At 72.4% G+C, this 20,703-nt stretch carries 12 protein-coding genes and 2 pseudogenes; 7 read left to right on the top strand and 7 right to left on the bottom strand.

Going from position 1 to position 20,703, the window contains the following annotated elements; translation table 11 throughout:
* Positions 1 to 253 (bottom strand): annotated as a pseudogene (locus tag AC559T_RS00770) (hypothetical protein); the annotation flags it as partial.
* Between the two features lie 473 nt (positions 254 to 726).
* Between AC559T_RS00770 and AC559T_RS00765 the strand changes: the two are divergent.
* Together AC559T_RS00765 and AC559T_RS00760 are read left to right on the top strand one after the other, a co-directional pair.
* Positions 727 to 2,163 (top strand): P-loop ATPase, Sll1717 family, encoded by a 1,437-nt coding sequence (locus AC559T_RS00765; protein WP_131627003.1) that lies wholly within the window; start codon positions 727 to 729, stop codon positions 2,161 to 2,163.
* 313 nt (positions 2,164 to 2,476) lie between these two features.
* Positions 2,477 to 3,502 (top strand): alpha/beta hydrolase fold domain-containing protein, encoded by a 1,026-nt coding sequence (locus tag AC559T_RS00760; RefSeq protein ID WP_112105812.1) that lies wholly within the window; start codon positions 2,477 to 2,479, stop codon positions 3,500 to 3,502.
* 103 nt (positions 3,503 to 3,605) lie between these two features.
* Here the strand turns inward: AC559T_RS00760 and AC559T_RS00755 are convergent, their stop codons facing one another.
* On the bottom strand, positions 3,606 to 3,845 hold the full coding sequence (locus AC559T_RS00755) for a hypothetical protein (RefSeq protein WP_020461788.1): 240 nt from the start codon (positions 3,843 to 3,845) through the stop codon (positions 3,606 to 3,608).
* 784 nt (positions 3,846 to 4,629) lie between these two features.
* Between AC559T_RS00755 and AC559T_RS00750 the strand changes: the two genes are divergently transcribed.
* Complete coding sequence (locus AC559T_RS00750; protein WP_071063088.1) at positions 4,630 to 5,700, top strand: aromatic ring-hydroxylating oxygenase subunit alpha; 1,071 nt, start codon at positions 4,630 to 4,632, stop codon at positions 5,698 to 5,700.
* A 190-nt stretch (positions 5,701 to 5,890) separates the two neighbouring features.
* On the opposite strand, the gene AC559T_RS00745 is transcribed toward AC559T_RS00750, so the two are convergent.
* The 3 genes from AC559T_RS00745 to AC559T_RS00735 all read right to left on the bottom strand — a co-directional run bounded on the left by AC559T_RS00745 (position 5,891) and on the right by AC559T_RS00735 (position 13,044).
* Positions 5,891 to 8,110 (bottom strand): NADP-dependent isocitrate dehydrogenase, encoded by a 2,220-nt coding sequence (locus tag AC559T_RS00745; protein ID WP_498867392.1) that lies wholly within the window; start codon positions 8,108 to 8,110, stop codon positions 5,891 to 5,893.
* 232 nt (positions 8,111 to 8,342) lie between these two features.
* Positions 8,343 to 9,230 carry a siderophore-interacting protein gene (locus AC559T_RS00740; protein ID WP_020461791.1) on the bottom strand — a complete coding sequence of 296 codons (888 nt, stop codon included), beginning with the start codon at positions 9,228 to 9,230 and terminating at the stop codon, positions 8,343 to 8,345.
* A 211-nt stretch (positions 9,231 to 9,441) separates the two neighbouring features.
* Entirely contained in the window at positions 9,442 to 13,044 is a 3,603-nt protein-coding gene (locus tag AC559T_RS00735) for a bifunctional proline dehydrogenase/L-glutamate gamma-semialdehyde dehydrogenase (RefSeq protein ID WP_498867391.1), read from the bottom strand.
* 264 nt (positions 13,045 to 13,308) lie between these two features.
* On the opposite strand from AC559T_RS00735, the gene AC559T_RS00730 reads away from it, so the two are divergent.
* The 3 genes from AC559T_RS00730 to AC559T_RS00720 all read left to right on the top strand — a co-directional run bounded on the left by AC559T_RS00730 (position 13,309) and on the right by AC559T_RS00720 (position 16,341).
* Entirely contained in the window at positions 13,309 to 13,695 is a 387-nt protein-coding gene (locus tag AC559T_RS00730; RefSeq protein WP_071063080.1) for a VOC family protein, read from the top strand.
* 23 nt (positions 13,696 to 13,718) lie between these two features.
* Positions 13,719 to 14,954 carry a pentapeptide repeat-containing protein gene (locus AC559T_RS00725; protein ID WP_498867390.1) on the top strand — a complete coding sequence of 412 codons (1,236 nt, stop codon included), beginning with the start codon at positions 13,719 to 13,721 and terminating at the stop codon, positions 14,952 to 14,954.
* A 97-nt stretch (positions 14,955 to 15,051) separates the two neighbouring features.
* Positions 15,052 to 16,341 carry a sensor domain-containing phosphodiesterase gene (locus AC559T_RS00720; RefSeq protein ID WP_498867389.1) on the top strand — a complete coding sequence of 430 codons (1,290 nt, stop codon included), beginning with the start codon at positions 15,052 to 15,054 and terminating at the stop codon, positions 16,339 to 16,341.
* 40 nt (positions 16,342 to 16,381) lie between these two features.
* Here the strand turns inward: AC559T_RS00720 and AC559T_RS00715 are convergent, their stop codons facing one another.
* The gene (locus AC559T_RS00715; RefSeq protein WP_200835241.1) at positions 16,382 to 17,776 is read right to left on the bottom strand and encodes a lamin tail domain-containing protein; all 1,395 of its coding nucleotides are present in this window, start codon (positions 17,774 to 17,776) and stop codon (positions 16,382 to 16,384) included.
* A 490-nt stretch (positions 17,777 to 18,266) separates the two neighbouring features.
* Between AC559T_RS00715 and AC559T_RS00710 the strand changes: the two genes are divergently transcribed.
* Positions 18,267 to 19,388, top strand: a complete 1,122-nt coding sequence (locus AC559T_RS00710; protein ID WP_498867388.1) for a glycoside hydrolase family 43 protein — start codon at positions 18,267 to 18,269, stop codon at positions 19,386 to 19,388.
* Between the two features lie 146 nt (positions 19,389 to 19,534).
* On the opposite strand, the pseudogene AC559T_RS00705 reads toward AC559T_RS00710, so the two are convergent.
* Positions 19,535 to 20,703 (bottom strand): annotated as a pseudogene (locus tag AC559T_RS00705) (amidohydrolase family protein); the annotation flags it as partial.

Below are 20,703 nucleotides of genomic sequence, written 5' to 3'. Positions count from 1 at the left end.
TGCTGACCACGTCCATTCCCGCCTCAAGCAGCGGCAGGACATGGTCGAGATCGGCCATGAAAGGGGTGTAGACGACGGTGTCCGCCTTGAGCGCGATCAAGGCGTCGATGTCGTTGGTCGCCGCGACGCCACACGGCGGCCGACCGCACAGCGTTCCCGCATCGGTGCCGACCTTGTCCGCCGACCAGGCGTACACACCCACAAGGTCCAGACGCGGATCATCAAGTATCGCCCGTAACGTCAGCTTGCCCACTTTTCCGGTGGTCCACTGGATGACACGAAGCCTTTCCATACGCCTGCCCGTCCTCTCGGTCGAAGCGCCCTGCCGCCCCGATACGGGCGTCGGACCCGCTGCCGGCCGCACCTTCGACGCCGCCGACACCGGGAGCGGGACATCCGCTCCGTCTCACGTCACCGGAAACTCTTGATCCACCAGCCCCGCCGCTGAACACTTGTATAACAGCGGGGCACGGACCGTACAAGCTTCCGCAGACCCTGGTCCTGGCCACCGGACGGGCCGGTACGTCCGGTGGCGGCGTGGCACCCACAAGAGCCCGTCCAGCCCGTCCAGCCCGACGACCGGGCCGTCCCCCGGGCATCGGTCTCCACCCGGCCACTGTGCCGCAGCCGTCCACGATTGTCGCCCCTCTGGATATTTCACTACTGAAGCGGCCCTCGCCCGTCTAGGCTCTCGTAGCGGGAACCGACGGAAGCACGGGAGGCCGCGTGCCCGACTTCAGCCACCTCAGTTTCGGTGCGCCGGCCGCCGAACGCGACATCAGGCGCGGGCTCGACGCCTACTTCATCGAGTCGGCCGCGTACCGCAACATGAACACCGGAACGAAGACGATCCTGGTCGCGAACCGGGGTGCCGGCAAGAGCGCGATCCTCAAGACCATGGCCCGCCGGCACCGCGACCGCGGGGCCTCGGTCATCGAGCTCGCGCCCGAGGACTACTCGTACGAATTCCTCAGCGGGGCGATGACCCGCGAGGCCGACGGCGCGTGGGCCAAGCTCGGCGCGTACGCCGTGGCCTGGAAATACCTGCTGCTCGTGCTCATCATGAAGGAGCTGACGAAACGGCACGGCCGGATAAGACGCGGCGCCGAGAGCCAGATATACGCCTACCTGCGCGACAATCACCGCGGCGCCGCAGTAACCCCGCTGGATTCGTTCGTCTCCTATCTGCGCCGCATCGAGTCGGTGAAGCTGGGAAGCTTCGAGGCCGGTATCCGCACGACGGAGCTCCAGCGCCTCTACAAACTCCAGGAGCTGGAACACCTGATCCAGCCGTTGAGCCGCCTGTGCGCGCGCTCGGGGGTCACCGTCCTGGTCGACGAGCTGGACCGCGGCTGGGACGCGAGCGAGGACGCGCAGGCCTTCGTCGCCGGTCTCTTCCAGGCCTGTATGTCACTGAACGACCTCTCGCCGCACCTGCACGTCTTCATGTCGCTGCGCCAGGAGCTCTACGACAACATTCCCGCCCTCTACGACGACGCGCAGAAGTTCCGCGACCTGATCGAGGTGGTGCGGTGGGACGAGCCGCACCTGTGGCAGCTGATCGCCTGCCGTATCCGGCACACCGTGCCCGGGCTGAGCGGTGTGGGCGACGACGAGTGCTGGGCGGCGGTGTTCCGCGATCCGCGCTGGTCGTTCCGCTACATCGTCGACCGCTCGCTGCGCCGCCCACGCGAGATCATCCAGTACTGCAGCCACGCGCTCGAACACGCGCGCCAGAACCGGTCCGCCGGTGGCCGGCGGATCGCGCGGCGCGACATCCTCGCCGTGGAAGCCACCTACTCCGGCGAGCGGACCCGCGACATCGCCGCCGAGTACCGGTTCCAGCACCCGGGCCTGCTCAGCGTGTTCGAGGCGTTCCGCGGCCGCCCGGCGGTCTGGGCCCGGGACGACCTCGAGTACCTGCTGCTGGACATCGCGACGGGAGCCGTGCGGACCAGCAGGGAGGCCACGAAGTGGATCTCCGACCGGGATCCCGACCATCTGCTGGAGACACTGTGGAACGTGGGTTTCATCCGCGACCACTCAGTGCTGTCCGCATCGTGGGCGGGGAGCGATCGCGCTGACTCCCTCACCTCGACCAGGGGTGTCTCGACCTTCGCCGTGCATCCGATGTTCCGGCAGTACGTGGGAACCCTGGACTGAAGGTCGGCCCCGGCCGGGTGAAGATCGATCCGAGCACGGAGCACCACGGGTGGCCCACCGTGCCGCGCCGGCACGGCTGAGTAGTTCCCACCCGGCGGCCCAGCCGCGACCAGGCCGTCGGCGACCAGTTACGCGCAGCACGGCACGCACCACCTGAAGATGTCCGTCCGGGCGGTGCGCGGAATGCCGATCCGTCAAAACAACGGCCCTAAGGGCATCCTGAGGGGCTTCCAGGGGTGAACATTGGGCGTGGTTTGGACGAGCGGGGGGCGCGTCAGACCGCGAGTGCCCGACACGTGTGCTGGAGGATGCGATGCCGTACCGCTTCGATCCCGAACTCGCCTCGCTGGTCGAGATCACGCCGCACGTCACCGTCGACGACATCACCGCGACGCGCGCCCGCGCGGCCGAGTTGATGCTCGCCGCCACGCGTGAGATCGACCTGACCGGGGTCAACATCACCGACACCTGCGTACCCGGCCCACCGGACGCCCCCGACGTGGCGGTGCGCATCTACACGCCGGTCGGTGTCGCCCGACCCACCCCGGCCGTCCTGCACCTGCCCGGCGGCGGCTTCGTCGCAGGCGGCCTCGGGACGGAGCACCGCGCCAACATCGGGCTGAGCCGGGCCGTCGGTGCCGTCGTCGTCGCGGTGGACTACCGGCTGGCCCCCGAGCATCCCTATCCGTCCGCGCTCGAGGACTGCTACGCGGCCCTGTGCTGGATGGCGGCCCGCGCTGACCGGCTCGGCGTCGATCCGAACCGGATCGCCGTGCACGGGGCGCACGCCGGCGGGGGCCTGGCCGCGGCGCTGGCGCTGCTCACCCGTGACCGGGGCGGGCCCGCGCTGTGCTTCCAGTGCCTGGACTTCCCCGAGCTCGACGACCGGCGCGCGGTGCCGAGCCTGGCGGCGGCCCCCGTAGGCCTCGGCGACGCGCTCGGCGGCGGCCGCGAGCACCGTCCCGGAACGACCGGTGCCGGAACAGACAGCGCCGGGGCGGACGGCGGCTCCGTCGGCGCGGCGCGGCGGGCCGACACCGCCGTGCACTGGGACGCGTACCTCGGTGAGGGCCGGGCGGGAACCGACGGCGTACCGCTGTACGCGGCGCCCGCGCGGGCCGAGGACCTGCGTGGGCTGCCGCCGGCGTACGTCTGCGTCCAGGAGCGGGACCGCCTGCGCGAGCAGGGAGTCGCCTACGCCGACGCGCTGCGTTCCGCCGGTGTCCCGGCGCGGCTGCAGGTCGTCGCCGGCTCGGCCCCCGAGCCGGCGCCCAGGCGGCGCGCCGCCTCACCCGAGACGGTGGCCGCCCTCCGCGCCGCCCTGCACGGCCGCGACTGAGGCGCCGGGGGCCCGAGGACGGACCGCCGGCTCACGCCGCGACGGGCCCGTCCAGGGTTGGTGGTGGGGAGTGGGTAGTTGGAGCTGGGGCGTGGCTAACTGGTCAGTCGCGCTCGGTCGCGTCGGCACTGACCTCGGAGTCATCCACCTTGCGCTGGCCGGGGACGACCGACGGGCCGCTGGCCGCGTTGTGCCGGGTGTAGATCGCCTGGATCTCCTGCCGCGCCGCGGGCGTCTCGGTCGAGCTGATGACGAGATCGAACTCGTGGCGCATACGGCGGACGGCACGGCGGGCGGCAAGCTTCTGGTAGAGGCCCGGACGGTCGGAGCTGGTGAGGTTCACGTCAATCCCCCTGAAGCATCCTCAGTGGCGGCTGGATTTCGGGCGGCTGGATTTCGGCCGTCGCTATTAATAATGCCGCTGCGACGGCGCGATAATCCATACTGAGGACGTGACCTCGGCCGCACCTTCGGGGGTCGGACGCACTACAATGTGGGCCACGTCTATGCCGTGGGACACAACCCCGACGGAAGCGTCGGGGAACCGACACCCCGAGGTGGCGCGGGTCACTCACCGCCGATTGTCGTGACCCACGTCACGGGACGCCGAATCCCATCGAGAATCCCCGCCACGGGCGGGGCCGCGTTTCTCCCCCGCCTCGGGGCCGGGCCGGGCCGTCCGTCAGGGCCGGCGGGGCGGCCCGTCGGCGGCCGTCGGGACGCCGCCGCCCCGACCCTCCCCACGGCGGCGGACCCGCCAGCACACCGGCTGACGTCCCGCTCAACGGGACACCCGGGGGCAGGAGTGCCTGGCACGACGGAGCAATCACCTCCGGCGGGGTCACCCCCACCCAGGTGCCGGCTGCCGGCACCTGGCCCGCGCCGGCCACTTTCGCCGCACCTGGCCGTGACGCACGGCAGTGCACCCCTTCCTGTCGGGATGGTGACTTAGCCCGAGTAAAGACCGTTGGTGGTGAGCACATACAATTCTGTCTACCTGATCCCATCCCGCCGCCCCGCGCGCGGGATGATGCCGTCATCGAATTGGGAGGGCTCACATCGACCGCCACGAGCTCGTCGACCTCACGCGACGGGCGCTGAAAATAGCGACCGACAATACAACCGACATGACGCCGACGGAAGGCGGCGTGGCGGCGACGGCCTATACCAGCCGGGAACGTTTCGAACTGGAACGTGAAGTCGTCCGGCGTTCACCGCAGCTCGTGGGCTACAGCTCCGAACTGCCCGAGGCCGGAACCTACTGCACAAAGACCGTGATGGACGTCCCCGTGCTGTTGACGCGCGGCGATGACGGAACGGTGCGCGCTTTCCAGAACGTGTGCGCCCACCGGCAGGCTCAGGTCGCCCAGGGCTGCGGCGTGGCGCAGCGGTTCACCTGCCCCTGGCATGCGTGGACGTACGACGCGCACGGCGAGTTCGTCGGCGGTCCGGGGCGGGAGGGCTTCCCCGCGACACTCAACGGTCAGGCGCGGCTCACCGAGCTGCCCGCCGCCGAGAACGCGGGGTTCCTGTGGGTCGGGCTGGACCCGGCCGCCGGGCCGCTCGACATCGACGCGCACCTGGGCGAGCTGGGCCCGGAGCTGGCGTCCTGGAACATCGGGTCGTGGGCGCCGGTGGGCGAGAAGGTCATCGACTCACCGGTCAACTGGAAGCTCGCGCTCGACACGTTCGCCGAGAGCTACCACTTCGCGTCGGTGCACCGGGACACGTTCGCGCTGATCAACAAGAGCAACTGCGCGCTGTTCGACTCCTACGGGCCGCACCACCGCCTGGTCTTCCCGATGAACCACATCACCGACCTGGCGGACAAGCCGGAGGAGGAGTGGGAGCCGCTGAACAACTTCGTGTTGATCTACGCCCTGTTCCCCAACATCGTCCTGTCCGTGACGGTCGCGAACGGCGAGGTGTTCCGGGTGTACCCGGGCGAGCGCCCGGGCCATTCGATCACCTACCACCAGAACGCGTCCCCGATGGACCTCACCGACGAGGCGACCCGGGAGACCGCGGAGACGATCTTCGACTACGCGCACAACGCCGTCCGCGACGAGGACTACGCGCTGGCGGCCCAGGTGCAGGCGAGCATGGCCTCGGGCGCGCGCGCGGACCTCGTCTTCGGGCGCAACGAGCCCGGCCTGCACCACCGGCACGAGGTTCTCGAGGACGCGCTCGGCCGCTAGCGGCCCGCGCGGACGACAACCGCCCCGTGCCGGCGGCGGCCGCTTCGCACCGGCGGAAGCCGGTCCGGCGGCGAGCCCGCACGCGGGAGGTCGGAACGATCAGGGAAAGGGCCCGTGCGGAGCCCGGGCCCTTTCCCTTGACCCACGTTCTCCTGACGTCCCGCTCCTGACACGTGGTCAGGCCGGCAGATCAGGCAAGCGTCGCGATGGCCTCGTTGAAGGTCTTCGACGGGCGCATCACGGCCGCGGCCTTGGCCGGGTCGGGCTGGTAGTAGCCACCGATGTCGGCCGGCGAGCCCTGCACGGCGAGCAGCTCGTCGACGATGGTCTTCTCCTGGGCCGCGAGGCTCTCGGCCAGGCCGGCGAACGCCTGCGCGAGCGCGGCGTCGGTGGTCTGCGCGGCCAGCTCCTGGGCCCAGTACATCGCCAGGTAGAAGTGGCTGCCCCGGTTGTCGATGCCACCGACCCGGCGGGTGGGCGACTTGTCCTCGTTGAGGAACGTCGCGGTCGCCCGGTCGAGGGTGTCGGCCAGCACCTGGGCGCGGGCGTTGCCCGTGCGCTGCGCGAGGTGCTCGAAGCTCACCGCCAGCGCCAGGAACTCGCCCAGGCTGTCCCAGCGCAGGTAGTTCTCCTTGACGAGCTGCTGCACGTGCTTGGGCGCCGACCCGCCGGCACCGGTCTCGAACAGGCCGCCGCCGTTCATCAGCGGGACGACCGAGAGCATCTTCGCGCTCGTGCCGAGCTCCAGGATCGGGAACAGGTCGGTCAGGTAGTCACGCAGCACGTTGCCGGTCACCGAGATGGTGTCCTCGCCGCGGCGGATGCGCTCCAGCGAGAAGGTGATCGCGTCGACCGGGGCCTTGATCTCGATCTGCAGCCCGGTGGTGTCGTGGTCGGCCAGGTAGGTCCGGACCTTGGTGATGAGCTGGGCGTCGTGCGCGCGGGTCTCGTCGAGCCAGAACACGGCCGGGTTGCCGGTGGCGCGGGCCCGGGTGACGGCGAGCTTCACCCAGTCGCGGATCGGGGCGTCCTTGGTCTGGCAGGCGCGGAAGATGTCACCCGCGCTCACGGTCAGCTCGAGGACCGCCGTGCCCGCCCCGTCGACGAGCCGCACGGTGCCGGTCGTCGGGATCTCGAAGGTCTTGTCGTGGCTGCCGTACTCCTCGGCCTTCTGCGCCATCAGGCCGACGTTGGGCACCGAGCCCATCGTCGCCGGGTCGTAGGCGCCGTGCGCGCGGCAGTCGTCGATGACGGCCTGGTAGATGCCGGCATAGCTGCTGTCGGGCAGGACGGCGAGGGTGTCCGCCTCGGCACCGTCCGGCCCCCACATGTGGCCGGAGGTACGGATCATCGCCGGCATGGACGCGTCGACGATGACGTCGCTGGGCACGTGCAGGTTCGTGATGCCCCGGTCGGAGTCGACCATGGCCAGCGGCGGCCCGGCGGCGAGCTCGGCCTCGAAGGAGGCCTTGATCTCGGCGCCCTCGGGCAGCGCCTCCAGCCCCTTGAAGATGCCGCCGAGACCCTCGTTGGGGGTCAGGCCGGCGGCGGCGAGCACCGCGCCGTGCCGGGCGAACGTCTCCGGGAAAAAGGCCCGCACCACGTGGCCGAAGATGATCGGGTCGGAGACCTTCATCATCGTGGCCTTCAGGTGCACCGAGAACAGCACGCCCTCGGCCTTGGCCCGGCCCACCTGCGCGGTGAGGAACTCGCGCAGCGCCCCGACCCGCATGACGGAGGCGTCGACGACCTCACTCGCGAGCACCGGTACCGACTCGCGCAGGACGGTCGTGGTGCCGTCGTCGCCGACCAGCTCGATGCGCAGGGCGCCGTCCGCGGCGATCACCGCGGACTTCTCGGTCGAACGGAAGTCGTCGGCGTCCATGGTCGCGACGTTCGTCTTCGACTCGGCGCTCCAGGCGCCCATGCGGTGCGGGTGCGCCTTCGCGTAGCCCTTCACCGACGCCGGCGCCCGGCGGTCGGAGTTGCCCTCGCGCAGCACGGGGTTGACCGCACTACCCTTGATCTTGTCGTAGCGGGCGCGGACCTCCCGCTCCTGGTCGGTCTTCGGGTCGTCGGGGTAGTCGGGCAGCGCGTAGCCCTGCTGCTGCAGCTCGACGACCGCGGCCCGCAGCTGCGGGATCGACGCCGAGACGTTCGGCAGCTTGATGATGTTCGCCTCGGGCGTGCGGGCCAGATCGCCGAGCTCGGCGAGCGCGTCGTCGATGCGCTGGGACGGCTCGAGGTACTCCGGGAAGCTGGCGATGATCCGCCCGGCCAGGGAAATGTCGCGACTGACGACACTGACCCCGGCCGTCGACGCGTACGCCTGCACCACCGGCAGGAACGAGTACGTCGCCAGAGCCGGCGCCTCGTCCGTCTGGGTGTAGATGATCACCGAATCAGTCACCGATACTCCGCTTCACGTCTACTACTTCGTGTCGTATCAAGGTATGCCCTGCCCGTCCCGAGCCTCTGATCCTTGCGCAGAGGCATGTGGCACCGTGCGTTGCCGCTCGTCCCGGCCATCCACTGTCGCCGCCCGCGGGTGCGCCGTGCCACCGTTTGCGACCTGCGCGACCCGGCGCCCACCCGCCAGGGCGGTGAACCGGGCCGGGTGGCCGGTGCGGCTGGGCGGCGCGCTACGCGAGTGCCAGTTCCTCGAGCACCGCGGGGTCGGAGAGGTCGCGGCCCTGCGCCGCCGCCTCGGCGTACCGGAGCTCCGCGGCGGCGTCGGCCTCCTCCATGGTCTCACCGGCCCTCCAGTAGGCGGAGGCCCGCAGGTCACCGCGCGGCACGCCGAGATCCTCCGCGAGCAGGCGGCGGATCACCCGGACCTCGCTCGCCTCCGCCGCGACGAAGGCCAGCGCGCCACCGTCCGGCCTGGTCAGGGCCCGCACCGCGGCCGGCAGCCCGCCGGCGGGCACCAGGCGCAGGTCGTCGCCCGGGCGTTCCGGCAGAAGCCCGAGATCCTGCTCGACGAGACCGCTGAGGAGAACCACTGCCGGCTGCCCGGCGGGCAGCGCGGCGAGGATGGCCGCGACCGCCGGAAGCCCGCTACCGTCGGCGACGAGGATCGCGGTGCTGGTCCGCGCTGGCGCGCCGGCTTCCGGCGGGGCGAACTCGACCCGCATCCCGAGAAGGTCCGCGGTGTCGCCGGGCCGCAGGCGGTCGAGCCAGCCGGCGGCGAACCCGGAGCCGTGCCGGTGCACGTCGAAGGTGAGCCGGTTCGCCGCCGGGTCGAACGTGCGCACCGTGAAGGCCCTCGACAGTTCGGCCCGATCATCCGGCCCGGCCGCGCCCGCGTCGGCCCCGGAGCCGGTGCCGGCCGCGGCGGGCGGGTGGAGGAAGAGCCGGAAGGCGTCGGCGGGCAGCGGGTCGATGTAGGCCGACAGCCCGTCGCCGCGCACCGTCACCCGACGGAAGGACGGCGAGACCACGGCGACGGCCTCGACCGCCACCTCACACTGGATCATGCGGCCGGCCCGCCGCGCGGACGCGGCACGAATGGACTCACGCAGAGTGGCCACGGTTCAGCTCCTCGATCGGCTGCGTCACGGCGCACGCTCAGCGAGGATGGGAGCGGAGCTGGACCGCGGGTCTTCCCGCCCCACGAACGCCGAAATTTAGGTAAGCCTAACCTAGGAAACGGTCGGAAGAGGCGCATTGGCCGGATCGGCCGACGCCACACACCGGCAGGTCAGAGCCCCCGCTCTCAGCGCACGGCGTTGGCGCGGGTTGTCAGAGGAGGCCGTCGGAGAGGCCGTCCGGGGTACCGAAGCGGTGGGCGGTGATGCTGACCGCCTGCTCGCGCAGGAACGGCAGCAACTCCAGCCGCCCGGACTCGGTCACCGGCCGCGCGTGGACGGCGATCTCCAGGCGGTCACCGATCGCGGCCGTCAGCGCGCCGGCGTCCCCGCCGATCAGCCGAACCCGCAGCCCGGCCCGGCTCGCCGGGCGTCGGGCCAGGTCAGCGAGCCACTCGTCGTCGGACTGGCAGCTGTTACCGACCGCCAGCCCGGCGAGCTCCGCGCGTAGCCACCGCGGGAGCTCGACCGCGGAGCTCACCCGCAACGGCGAGCCGGCCAGCAGCCCGGCCGCGACCACGCGGACGAGCTGGTGGATCCCGCCGCCCGCGAAGCGGATCTCGACCAGAACGGGCTGGTAGCGCAGCATGTTGCGCTCGGCGGACAGCCCGGCGAGCTCGCGGGCGGCGCCGTACCCGCCGGCCCAGGCGGCCGCGTCGCTGCGCAGCGCCCGTTCCAGCCCAGCGAGATCCGCGACCGCGCCGACCCCACCACCGGCGCCTCCGCCAGGCGCGGCACCGCCAGCGGACGCGCCGCCGGCGGAGGCATCACTAGCGGAGGCGCCACCAACGGAGGCACCGTCGCCGGACTCTCCTACACAGTCACTGTCAGCGACGACGGCGAGCAGGCGGCGGGCGGCCGGCCCGAGCTCGGCCGTCGCGGAGCTGGGTCTGCTGGTCCAGCCGGCGAGGGCGTAGAGGTAGGTCGGGCCGCCCGTCTTGGTTCCCGGGCCCACCGCCGAGCGCTTCCAGCCGCCGAACGGCTGGCGGCCCACGATCGCGCCGGTGATGCCGCGGTTCACGTAGAGGTTGCCCGCCTGGACGTGGCGCAGCCAGTAGTCGAGCTCCGCCGCGTCGAGCGAGTGCAGACCCGCGGTGAGACCGAAGTCGACCTCGTTCTGGATCTCCACGGCCTCGGCGAGATCGACCGCCGCCATGATCCCCAGGACCGGGCCGAAGTACTCCGTCCGGTGGAACTCCGACCCGCGGGACACCCCCGCGCGCACTCCGGGCGACCACAGCCGGCCCTGTTCGTCGAGGCGCCGTGGCTCGACGAGCCAGCGCTCGCCCGGGCCGAGCTCGGTCAGCGCGCGCAGCAGCTTGCCCGAAGCCGGTTCGATGAGCGGCCCGAACTGGGTCCGCGGGTCGGCCGACTCCCCCACGACCAGCGAGCGGACCGCGTCGACGAGCTGGTCGCGCAGCCGGCGGGACGCTGCCGCGGAGCCGACGAGGATGAGCAGCGACGCCGCCGAGCACTTCTGGCCGGCGTGGCCGAACGCGGAGGCGACGACGTCGCGCACGGCCAGGTCGGGGTCGGCGCTCGGCGTCACCACGATCGCGTTCTTGCCGCTCGTCTCCGCGAGCAGCGGCAGGTCGCGGCGGAACGACCGGAACAGCTCCGCCGTCTCGAACGCGCCGGTGAGGATGACCCGATCGACGCGAGGGTCACCGACCAGCGCCCGGCCGAGGTCGCCCTCGTCCACGTTGACGAGCTGGAGGACCTCTCGGGGGATGCCGGCGTCCCACAGCGCCCTTACCAGGACGGCGCCGCAGCGGCGGGCCTGACCAGCGGGTTTGATCACCACCGGCGAGCCGGCGGCGAGGGCGGCGAGAGTGGACCCGGCGGGGATCGCGACCGGGAAGTTCCACGGCGGCGTGACCACGGTGAGGCGCACCGGCGCGAGCAGCGCCCCGTCGACGTCGTCGAGCCCGGCACCCCGCTCGGCGTAGTAGCGGGCGAAGTCGACGGCCTCCGAGACCTCCGGATCGGCCTGGTCGAAGGTCTTCGCGGTCTCGGTGGCCATGACCTCGACCAGCTCGCCGCGCCGCTGTTCGAGCACCTCGGCGGCCCGGCGTAGAACGGCCGCGCGGCCCGCCCCACCCAGCGCCGCCCAACCCGGGCCAGCGGCGACCGCGCGTGCCAGCACCGCGTCCAGCTCGTCCGCCGAGCGGATCGTGGTGGCCGCGACGAGGTCGACGCCCAGCGTGGACGCCGGCACCCGGGCCAGGACGCGCCGTGCCCACGTCCGGTTGGCTGCCAGGGAGGGGTCGGTGTCCGGAGCGTTCCGGAAGCCTCCTGTGCCATCAGGCCCGGCCGGCCCCGCTGCGCCGATGGGAGGCGCGGTGCGCAGGCGGTTCTGGGTGCGGCGCGGGGACGGGACGGTGTCGTCGACGTCGGCCAGCGAGGCGCGGAACCGCTTCTCCTCACGGGCGAACAGCGTCTCGTCGGTGGCGAGGTCGAACACGGCCGACATGAAGTTCTCCCGGCTCGCGCCCTCCTCGAGCCGGCGGACCAGGTAGGCGATGGCGACGTCGAACTCCGCCGGCCGCACCACCGGGGTGTAGAGGAGCAGGCCGCCCACCTCGCGCGCGACGACCCGGGCCTGCGCCTGCGCCATCCCGAGCAGCATCTCGAAGCGGAGGCCGCCGCGGGCGCCGCGGCGGCCGGCGAGGAGCCACGCGAAGGCCAGGTCGAACAGGTTGTGGCCGGCGACCCCGACGCGCACGTTGGCGACCCGGTCGGGATGCAGGGCGTAGTCCAGCAGCCGTTTGTAGTTGGCGTCGGTGTCCTGCTTGGTGTCGTACGGCGCCGGCGGCCAGCCACGCAGGGACGCCTCGGCCCGTTCCATCGGCAGGTTCGCGCCTTTCACCAGCCGTACGGTGACCGGGGCGCCGCCGCCCGCCCGCCGGGACGCACTCCACTCCTGCAGGCGGGTAAGGGCGCCGAGCGCGTCGGGCAGGTAGGCCTGCAGGACGATCCCGGCCGCCAGGCGCCGCAGGGCCGGCCGGTCGAGCAGCGTGGTGAACACCTCGATCGTCAGGTCCAGGTCGCGGTACTCCTCCATGTCCAACGTGACGAACGTGGCCGGCCGCGACTCCGCCGGCCGCGCTGCCGTGGCCTGCTCGAACAGCGGTGTCAGCGTCTCCACGACATGCGCCACGGTCTCCTCGAAGGCCCAGGGGGCGTGCGGCGCGACGCTCGCCGACACCTTGATCGACACGTGGTCGACGTCGTCCCGGGCGAGCAGCGCCGTCGTGCCCGCCAGCCGGCGCGCGGCCTCCCGCTCACCGAGGACGGCCTCCCCCAGCAGGTTCATGTTCAGCTGGACGCCGGGCCGGCGCAGCCGCTCGATGGCCCGCCCGAGGCCGCGGTCGGTGGCATCGACGACGAGGTGGCCGACCATCCGGCGCAGCACCCGCCGGGCGGCCGGGACGACGACCCACGGCACCACGGGCCCGGCCACTCCCCCTGCCCGCACCGCACCGCGCAGGTACCAGGGCAGGAAGGCGGGCACGGACGGCGCGAGCCGGGCCAGGTTGCGCGCCGCTACCCGCGGGTCCTCCGGACGGATCACCCCGTCGACGAAGCGCACGGTGAACGCCAGCCCGCCCGGCTCCCGCAGGACGGCGGCCAGCCGGGCGGCGGCCGGGTCCACCGGCTCGGACGCCGCCTCGGCGACCCAGCGGCGGACCAGCGCGACAGCCTCGTCGCCCAGGTCGGACAGGTCGTGCGGGCTACTGCTCACTGCCGCGGTCATCGCCGTCCTCGGGTCGGTGTGGCTGTCTTTCACAGTGTGGCCGCGAGCACCGACAACACGGCCCCACCGGCGGGGTACACACCGGTCGTACCCGCGGCGCGCGGTCCGTCCACGTCCGCCCCCCACCGGGCGGCCACGGGTCTGCCGGGATACCCGGCGCGGCACGGGAAAGCTTCATAGGATCTTGGCTGCGGCGCCGCGTTCCGGTCACCGGCCGGGTGAGGGATGGAGGCGCCGCGAGGTGTCGCACGGAGGCGTTCACCCATGTCCGTCGAGCTGAACCACACGATCGTCCACGCCCGGAACGACGAGGAGTCCGCCCGGTTCCTGGCCCACATCCTGGGTCTCGAGGTCGGGCCGCGGACGGGCCGGTTCCTGCCGGTCGTCACGGCCAACGGCGTGGCCCTCGACTTCGCCGCCACCGCGGCGGAGTCCATCGCCACGCAGCACTACGCGTTCCTGGTGTCGGACGAGGAGTTCGACGCGGCGTTCGCCCGGATCAGGCAGGCCGGCATCACCTTCTACGCCGATCCGCAGGGGCGACAGAAGGGCGAGATCAACCACAACCACGGCGGGCGCGGCCTGTACTTCCTCGACCCGTCCGGGCACTGGATGGAGATCCTCACCCGCCCCTACGGGAACAACGGGTAGCGACCGGAGGACGGGGGCGGGAGATGACCGACAACGCCGGTGTGACCCCCGGCGCTCATGGAACCTGCTCCTGCGGCGGCGCGGCCGGCGTCGCCACCAGCGGCGCCGCGCGACGGTCCGCGGGCCGGCGCTGGCTGTGGATCGTCGCCGGGCTGGCCGCGGCCGGCGCGGCGGCGGCCGCGGTCGGGATCTGGCATCTCCCCCCGCGGATGTACCCGGACCCGGGCGACACCGACGCGCGGGCGGCCCTGCAGGGCGGCCTGCTGACCGCGGCCTCGGCCCTCATCGCCGTGGCCGGCGCCCTGGTCGCCCTGGACGAGACCCGGGCGGCCAACACCGAGACCCGGCGGGCGAACGAGGCGGCCGACGAACGCGAGCGGCAGGCCTACGCGAACACCCACGTTCGCGAGCTCTACACCCGGGCGATCGACCAGCTCGGCTCGGACAGCGACACGATCCGCCTGGGCGGCATCTACGCCCTCGAACGGATCGTCGCCGACAGCCCCGCCGACCGGCGGGCCGTCGTCGAGGTCCTCGCCGCCTTCGTCCGCACCCTCAGCACCGATCCCCGGCGCGCCCCGGCACCCACCGCACCCGCCGCGCCGTCCGCCAGGCCCGGGCGGCGCGGGCCGTCCCGGCCGCCCGCCGTCGACATCCGCGCCGCCGTCGGCGTCCTCGCCCGGCTCCCGCACCCCGCGGACCTCACCGGCGCCGACCTGACCGGGCTCACCGGCCTCACCAGCCACGCAGATCTTCCCGGTGCGCCCAGCCTCGCCCACCTGACGCTCACCAACGCCACCCTGGCCGACGCCCGGCTGGCCGGGGTCGACTTCACCGGCGGCAGCCTGGACGACGCCGATCTCGCCCGCGCCGACCTGCGCCGGGCGAACCTCACCGACGCCGAGCTTGTCGACGCGGACCTCACCGGCGCCCGGCTCGCCGACGCGACCCTTGCCGGCGCCCTGCTCTTCCGGGCGACCCTCACCGGCGCCCAGCTGGGCCGGGCCGATCTCACCGGCGCCCAGCTCGGCGGCGCCGACCTCACGAACGCCGTCCTGGACGAGGCGATCCTCGCCGACGCCGTCCTCTCCGGGGCGAACCTCACCAACGCCCGGCTGGACGGCGCCGACCTCACCGCGGCCACCGGCCTGGCCCAGAAGCAGGTGGACTCCGCGCGCGGCGACCGGCGGACCCACCTGCCGGCGGGCCTGGCCCGGCCGGCGTCGTGGGACACCGCGGAAGGGCCGGCCGTGCAGTAGAACCGGGCCCGGCCGGGGACGTCCGCCGCCGCGGCGGGCGCGGTGGATGTGCGCGCCGCGGGGATCGAGTCGATCCTGACGGTGGAGGTGACGGCGCATGACGGCCGGCGGTCTGTCGATCCTGGGGACGCCGGTGGACGTCCCGGAACCGGACACAGCAGTGGTGCACCTGCTCGGCGTGCTGCGCAACCAGCTGGGGATGGACCTCAGCTGGCTGTGCCGCTTCGACGGCGACCGGCTGGTCCTGCAGGCCCATAACGGCGACGGCGCCTCCTACGGCGTCGGCCCGGGCACGACCGTGCTCGGCTCGCCCGAGGAGCGGGAGCGCACGCTCTACTGGCGGGTGCTGACCGGCCGACTGCCGCCGATCATTCCCGACACGCTGGAGGACCCCCGGACGGCGGGTCTGCCCACCATCACTGAGCTCGGTGTCCGCGCCTACGCGGCGACGCCCGTCCGCGACGGCGACCGCGTCTACGGGGTCGTCGGCTGTATCGGACGCGTTCCCCGGCCGGACCTGGATTCACGGCACGTCCAGATCCTGATGTTGATCGCGGACCTGCTCAGCGTGTCGGTCCGGGATCTGCACCGGATGTGGGAGCACTCCGGCCGGACCTGGCGGGCCGTCCGGGAGGTCCTCGACAGCGGCGGGCCGCGTCTGGTGTTCCAGCCGGTCGTCGACCTGCGCACCGGGTCGGCCGTGGCGGCCGAGGCCCTCGCCCGGTTTCCCGGCCCGCCGGCCGATCCCCAACAGTGGTTCGCGCGGGCCGCCGGCGTCGGGCTCGGCGTCGAGCTGGAGCTCTCCGCCGTCCGGCGGGCGCTGGGCGTGCTGCCCGCCATCCCGGCCAACGCCCGCCTGGCGGTCAACGCCTCCCCGACCGCGCTCACCGGTGGTCTGCTCGGTGTCCTCCCGGACATCGACCTGACCCGGCTCGTCGTCGAGATCACCGAGCAGGAACGCAGCCTGGACGACCCGGCCGTGCTGCGCGCGGCCCGGGAGCTGCGCGCCCGCGGGACCCGGATCGCCGTCGACGACGTCGGCGCCGGCTACGCCGGGCTCGCCCGGCTCGTGCAGCTGCGCCCCGACGTGATCAAAATGGACCGGTGCCTGATCCACGGCATCGACACCGATCCCGTCCGCCGCGCGACCGCCATCGCGCTGGTCTACCTCGCCGGGAAGATCGGCAGCCGGGTCATCGCCGAGGGCATCGAGACCGCCGCCGAGCTCACCGCGGTGCGCGACACCGGGATCGGCTACGGCCAGGGGAACCATCTCGGCGCCCCGGACCCGATGCTGCCCGTCTTCCACCGGCCCCGGTGGCCGGGCGGCCCGGGACCACCCGACCACCGCCCGGCCACCGGGGCCCAGGACGTCAGCAGCGCTTAGGACCTCAGCATTGCGTGGGACGTCAGCATTGCGTGGGACGTCAGCAGTTGAGCGTTCCGGCACGCAGTGCGTGGCTGGCGTCGTTGGCGTCGTCGGACCACAGGACCGGCTTCAGGCCGGACGCACAGGTCTCCTGCGGCGCGATGGCGAATCCCTCGTTGTTGTAGTTCGCCATTCCGGTGGGCCGCTCGTAGACGGCCGTGACGGCGAGCTGGCCCTGGGCGTTGACGTCGAGCGTCGCGGTGCGGCCCTGGCAGGTGTCGTCGCAGGCCGCCCACAGGTGGCCGGTGCTGGGCTCGTACTCGAGGTCCATCACGCCCGCGAAGCCGCTCGGCACGGCGGCGATCCGGGTGTAACCGCCACCTGTCTGGTCGAGGGCGTAGGCGTAGATCGTGCCGTTGGCCTCCAGGCCGACGAAGTACAGGCCGCTGCCGTGGCCGGGGTAGGAGGCCGGGTTGTACGCGGCGCTGGTGTGCTCGTCCCGGAAGCCGTGCGCCGTGAGGAACGAGTCGGGGATCCACGCGATGCCCTCGGGGCCGCTGTTGGCCGCCACCGCGGGCAGGTCGGAGGTGAGGTCCCACTCCGCGGTCGCGTTGAGCGCGGTGGCCGTGGAGGACACGTCGAACCGGGCGATCTTCGGCAGGCTGGTGCTGCCGTTGTTGTCGCGTTCGGTGGCGACCATCACGCCGTCGGGGGTGACGACCACGCCTTCCGCGTCGAGGTCGCCGGTCCCGTTGGCGTAGTGCAGCGCCTTCCCGGACGTCCAGCCGCCGGAGGTGTCGGGAATCCACGTCGCGCCGCTGGGCACGAGCCGGTAGAGCGCGCCGGGGCCGTTCTTCACCGCCCAGAGCACGCTGGCGCTCTGAAAGGACAGCCCGCTCAGGTTGGTGCCGAACGCGTTCGCGGCGTCGGCGACGGTGACCGCGGTGCCACCGGGCCACGCCGCGGCCGTACCGCCGCCTGAACAGGAGTTGGCGGCGCCCCGGGTCGACACGCTGGTCGTGGTGAACGCGCCGCTGCCGTCCGGGCACCGCCCATAGGTCGTCGTGGCATGCGAGGTCCAGGTGTACGAGTCCACCAGCGTCGTCCCGCCCGGCTGGTACAGCCGCACCGAGTCGGCGCTGCCCAGGCCGAACACCGGATCCACGTCGAGCACCACGCGTCCGCCGGCGGCCACCGAGGTGCCTGAGGCGACCGTGAACACGTGCGAGTTGTTGTTGTCCTTGACCACCCAACCCGAGATGTTCACCGCGGCCGTACCGGTGTTCACCAGCTCCACCCAGTCACCCGGCGAACCGCCGTTCGACTCGATCTCGTTGATCCGCACGTCGGTCGGCCCGGCCATCGCCGTCGGCACGCCGAACAGGGCGAGCGCGACCATGGCCAGGGCGGCGGCGACAGCGAGCCGCCCCCTCCCACGCAAATTCCAACGCAACGCAGTGGCTCCTTCTCCCAGGGTGACCAGTGGAGAGCGGCGAAATCGCGCCCCGGCGAAGCCTTCAGCACACGGTCGACCGGAAGCTGAACGCCCAACCAACAACACAGGCAACACAGATGGCCACCATCCGTGGGTGGACGTGCCGGCTGAGGCACGTTCCACGTCCGCCGTGAGCGCTGCCGGCGCTGGCGCCCGGATCCGAGCGCCTGGCGGCTCACATGAGGCCCACATCAACGGCATCAAGACTGCGGACGACGCCGGACCGGCCCGCCATCCGGCCACTCCGCCACCGCGCAGCTCGCTTCGCCGCCGTCCCGCCGTCCTGTGCCGCTTCGCCCCCGCCGTTCTCAGGAGGATGCCCGCCGTGCCGACTTCGGCCGAACCCCGTCCCGGCACGGCGCCCCACCCGCCGCCTCCGGCGCTCCCCCCGACGGATCCGCCGACGCGGCGGCGCGGTCGACCGCCGCGACGGGTCGCCGTGGCCGCCGTGGCCGCCGGCGCCCTGATCGCCGTCGGAGCGGTCGTCGCCGTGCTGGTCACCGCACCGATCGCCGCGCGGGGCGGTTCCGCCCAGGCGCCGTCCGCCGCCTCGGTCCCGAGCACCGGCACGAGTGGCGCGAGCGGCACACCGGGTGGTTCCGGTGGCGCTCCCTCGGACGGCTCATCGCCCGGCTCGCCGGCGGACGAACGCGGCGTGGTCGCCGTCCGGGGATCGAACCTCGCCGACCCCTACGTGCTCGCCGCCGGCGCCACCAGCTACGCCTACGGGACCAACGCGGACGACGCCAACATCCCCGTGCTCGTCAGCACCGATCCGGAGCTCCGAACCTGGACGCGGGCCGGCGACGCGCTGCCGCGGCTGCCCGGCTGGGCGCAGGACACCGGCTTCACCACCTGGGCGCCCGCGGTCGCCAGGGTCGACGACGGGTATGTGCTCTACTACGCCACCCGGGTCGCCGCCACCGGGCACCAGTGTGTCTCGACGGCCCACGCGGCCAGCCCGACCGGCCCGTTCGCCGACACCTCGGCCGCGCCGCTGATCTGCCAGGAGTCCGAGGGCGGCAGCATCGACCCGAGCCCGTACACCGTGGGCGCCGACCGCTACCTCACCTGGAAGAGCGAGGGCATCCTGCCCGGCACCACCCCGGCGATCTGGGCGCAGCGCCTCTCCCCCGACGGGGGCACCCTGCTCGACGCCCCGGTCCGCCTGCTCACGCCCACCCTCGGATGGCAGCACGGCGTTGTCGAAGGCCCGGCGATGCTGGCCCGTGGCGACCACTACGAGCTGCTCTATTCCGCCGGGGACTGGCACAGCCCCGAATACGCGACCGGCTCCGCGGACTGCGCCGGCCCGCTCGGCCCCTGCACGCCACGGCCGGACCCGCTGCTACGCACCGGCACCGCCGGAGTCGGCCCAGGTGGAGCGGAGCCCTTCCGCGCGGCTGACGGAACCTGGTGGCTGGCGTTCCACACCTGGAACCGACGGGAGCCGGCGGACTGGCCGCACGCCGACCGGCAGCTCGTCCTCTCGCCACTCGCCCCGTCCGGCGCCCTCGCGCTGCCCGGACGGCCCGGCTTCCAGCTCGGCCGCGTCGTCCTGGCCCGCTGACCCTGGCCCACCGATCACGATCAGCCTCGTCGGCGGATGCGACCTGTGCCTGGCAGCAGGCCTGGCGTGCCGGTGGCTGTGAGGCGTTGCGTTCCACCGGCCCGTGGCCGGCGTCGGTCCGTAGGGATGAGGTCGTGTCGGAGAGTTCAGATCTGAGCCGCGACCGCTCTGCGAGCCCGCGAGCGGAAGCTCTCAAGCTTCTCATCCGGCGTACGGGATCGCGTGCTCCTCGACATGATCGATACATCGTGTCCGGCGGCGGCTCGACGCAGTGCTCCGACGGTCGCCTCTTCCATCGACACATGAGTGAACGGGGCGAAGCTGTACCAGCGCATGGCGTTCTCGTATGTGATCTTACGGATCTGGTCGTCCGGGACCTCGTGCGCGCCGAGAACGGAGATCAGCTCCTCCGGCGCCGCCGGCCACAACGAGTCGCTGTGCGGATAGTCGGCTTCCCATGCCATGTTGTCGACGCCGATCTTCTCCCGCATCTCGATGCCCACCGGGTCGTTGATGAAGCAGGTGAGGAAGTGCTCGCGGAACACCTCGCTGGGAAGCCGCCCGCCGAAGTCCTGCAGTGTCCACGCGCGGTGCGTCTCGAAGGTCCGGTCCACCCGGTCGAGAAAGTACGGGATCCAGCCGTTACCGCCCTCGGAGAGGGCGACGCGTAGGTCTGGAAAGGTCTTCAGAACCCGGGACCACAGCAGGTCGGCGGCAGCCGACTGGATGTTCATCGGCTGCAACGTAATCATGACGTCGGGCGGCGAGTCGACCGCCGGGATCGACAGCCGACCCGAGGACCCGAGGTGGATCGACAGCACCGTCCCGGTGTCGCAGCACGCCGTCCAGACCGGGTCCCAGTACTCGTTGTGGAAGCTCGGACAGCCGAGGGCGGCAGGGTTCTCCGTGAAGCTGAGAGAATGGCAGCCCTTGGCGGCACATCGCCGCACCTCCAGGGCCGTCTGCTCCGCGTCCCAGATCACGGGAACGGCCTGTGGGATGAATCTTCCCGGGTACTCCCCGCACCACTCGTCGATGTGCCAGTCATTGTAGGCGCGCACCAGGGCGAGCGACAGCTCCGCGTCCCTGCTGGCGAAGACGCGGGCGGTGAAGGTCGGGAAGGAGGGAAAATTCATCGAGGCCAGGACGCCGCCGGCGTTCATGTCCTTCACGCGCTCGTGCACGTTGTAGCAGCCGGGCCGGACCTCGTCGAGGCTCTGCGGCTCCAGGCCGTACTCCTCCTTCGGGCGTCCGGCGACGGCGTTGAGCGCCGCGGTCTCCATGACCACGTCGCCGAAGACCAGACGTCGTTGCC

The sequence above is a fragment of the Frankia sp. Hr75.2 genome, from assembly GCF_949319125.1.
GTDB lineage: Bacteria > Actinomycetota > Actinomycetes > Frankiales > Frankiaceae > Parafrankia > Parafrankia soli.
The sequence above is the reverse complement of the archived record's forward strand: the minus strand, read 5'-3'. Positions and strand labels throughout refer to the sequence as shown.

Bases quoted from the DNA above. Each gene is read 5' to 3' on its own strand.
- AC559T_RS00760 (WP_112105812.1), top strand. From the start codon at position 2,477: ATGCCGTACCGCTTCGATCCCGAACTCGCCTCGCTGGTCGAGATCACG.
- AC559T_RS00750 (WP_071063088.1), top strand. From the start codon at position 4,630: ATGACGCCGACGGAAGGCGGCGTGGCGGCGACGGCCTATACCAGCCGG.
- AC559T_RS00735 (WP_498867391.1), bottom strand. From the start codon at position 13,044: ATGACCGCGGCAGTGAGCAGTAGCCCGCACGACCTGTCCGACCTGGGC.
- AC559T_RS00730 (WP_071063080.1), top strand. From the start codon at position 13,309: ATGTCCGTCGAGCTGAACCACACGATCGTCCACGCCCGGAACGACGAG.
- AC559T_RS00725 (WP_498867390.1), top strand. From the start codon at position 13,719: ATGACCGACAACGCCGGTGTGACCCCCGGCGCTCATGGAACCTGCTCC.
- AC559T_RS00720 (WP_498867389.1), top strand. From the start codon at position 15,052: ATGACGGCCGGCGGTCTGTCGATCCTGGGGACGCCGGTGGACGTCCCG.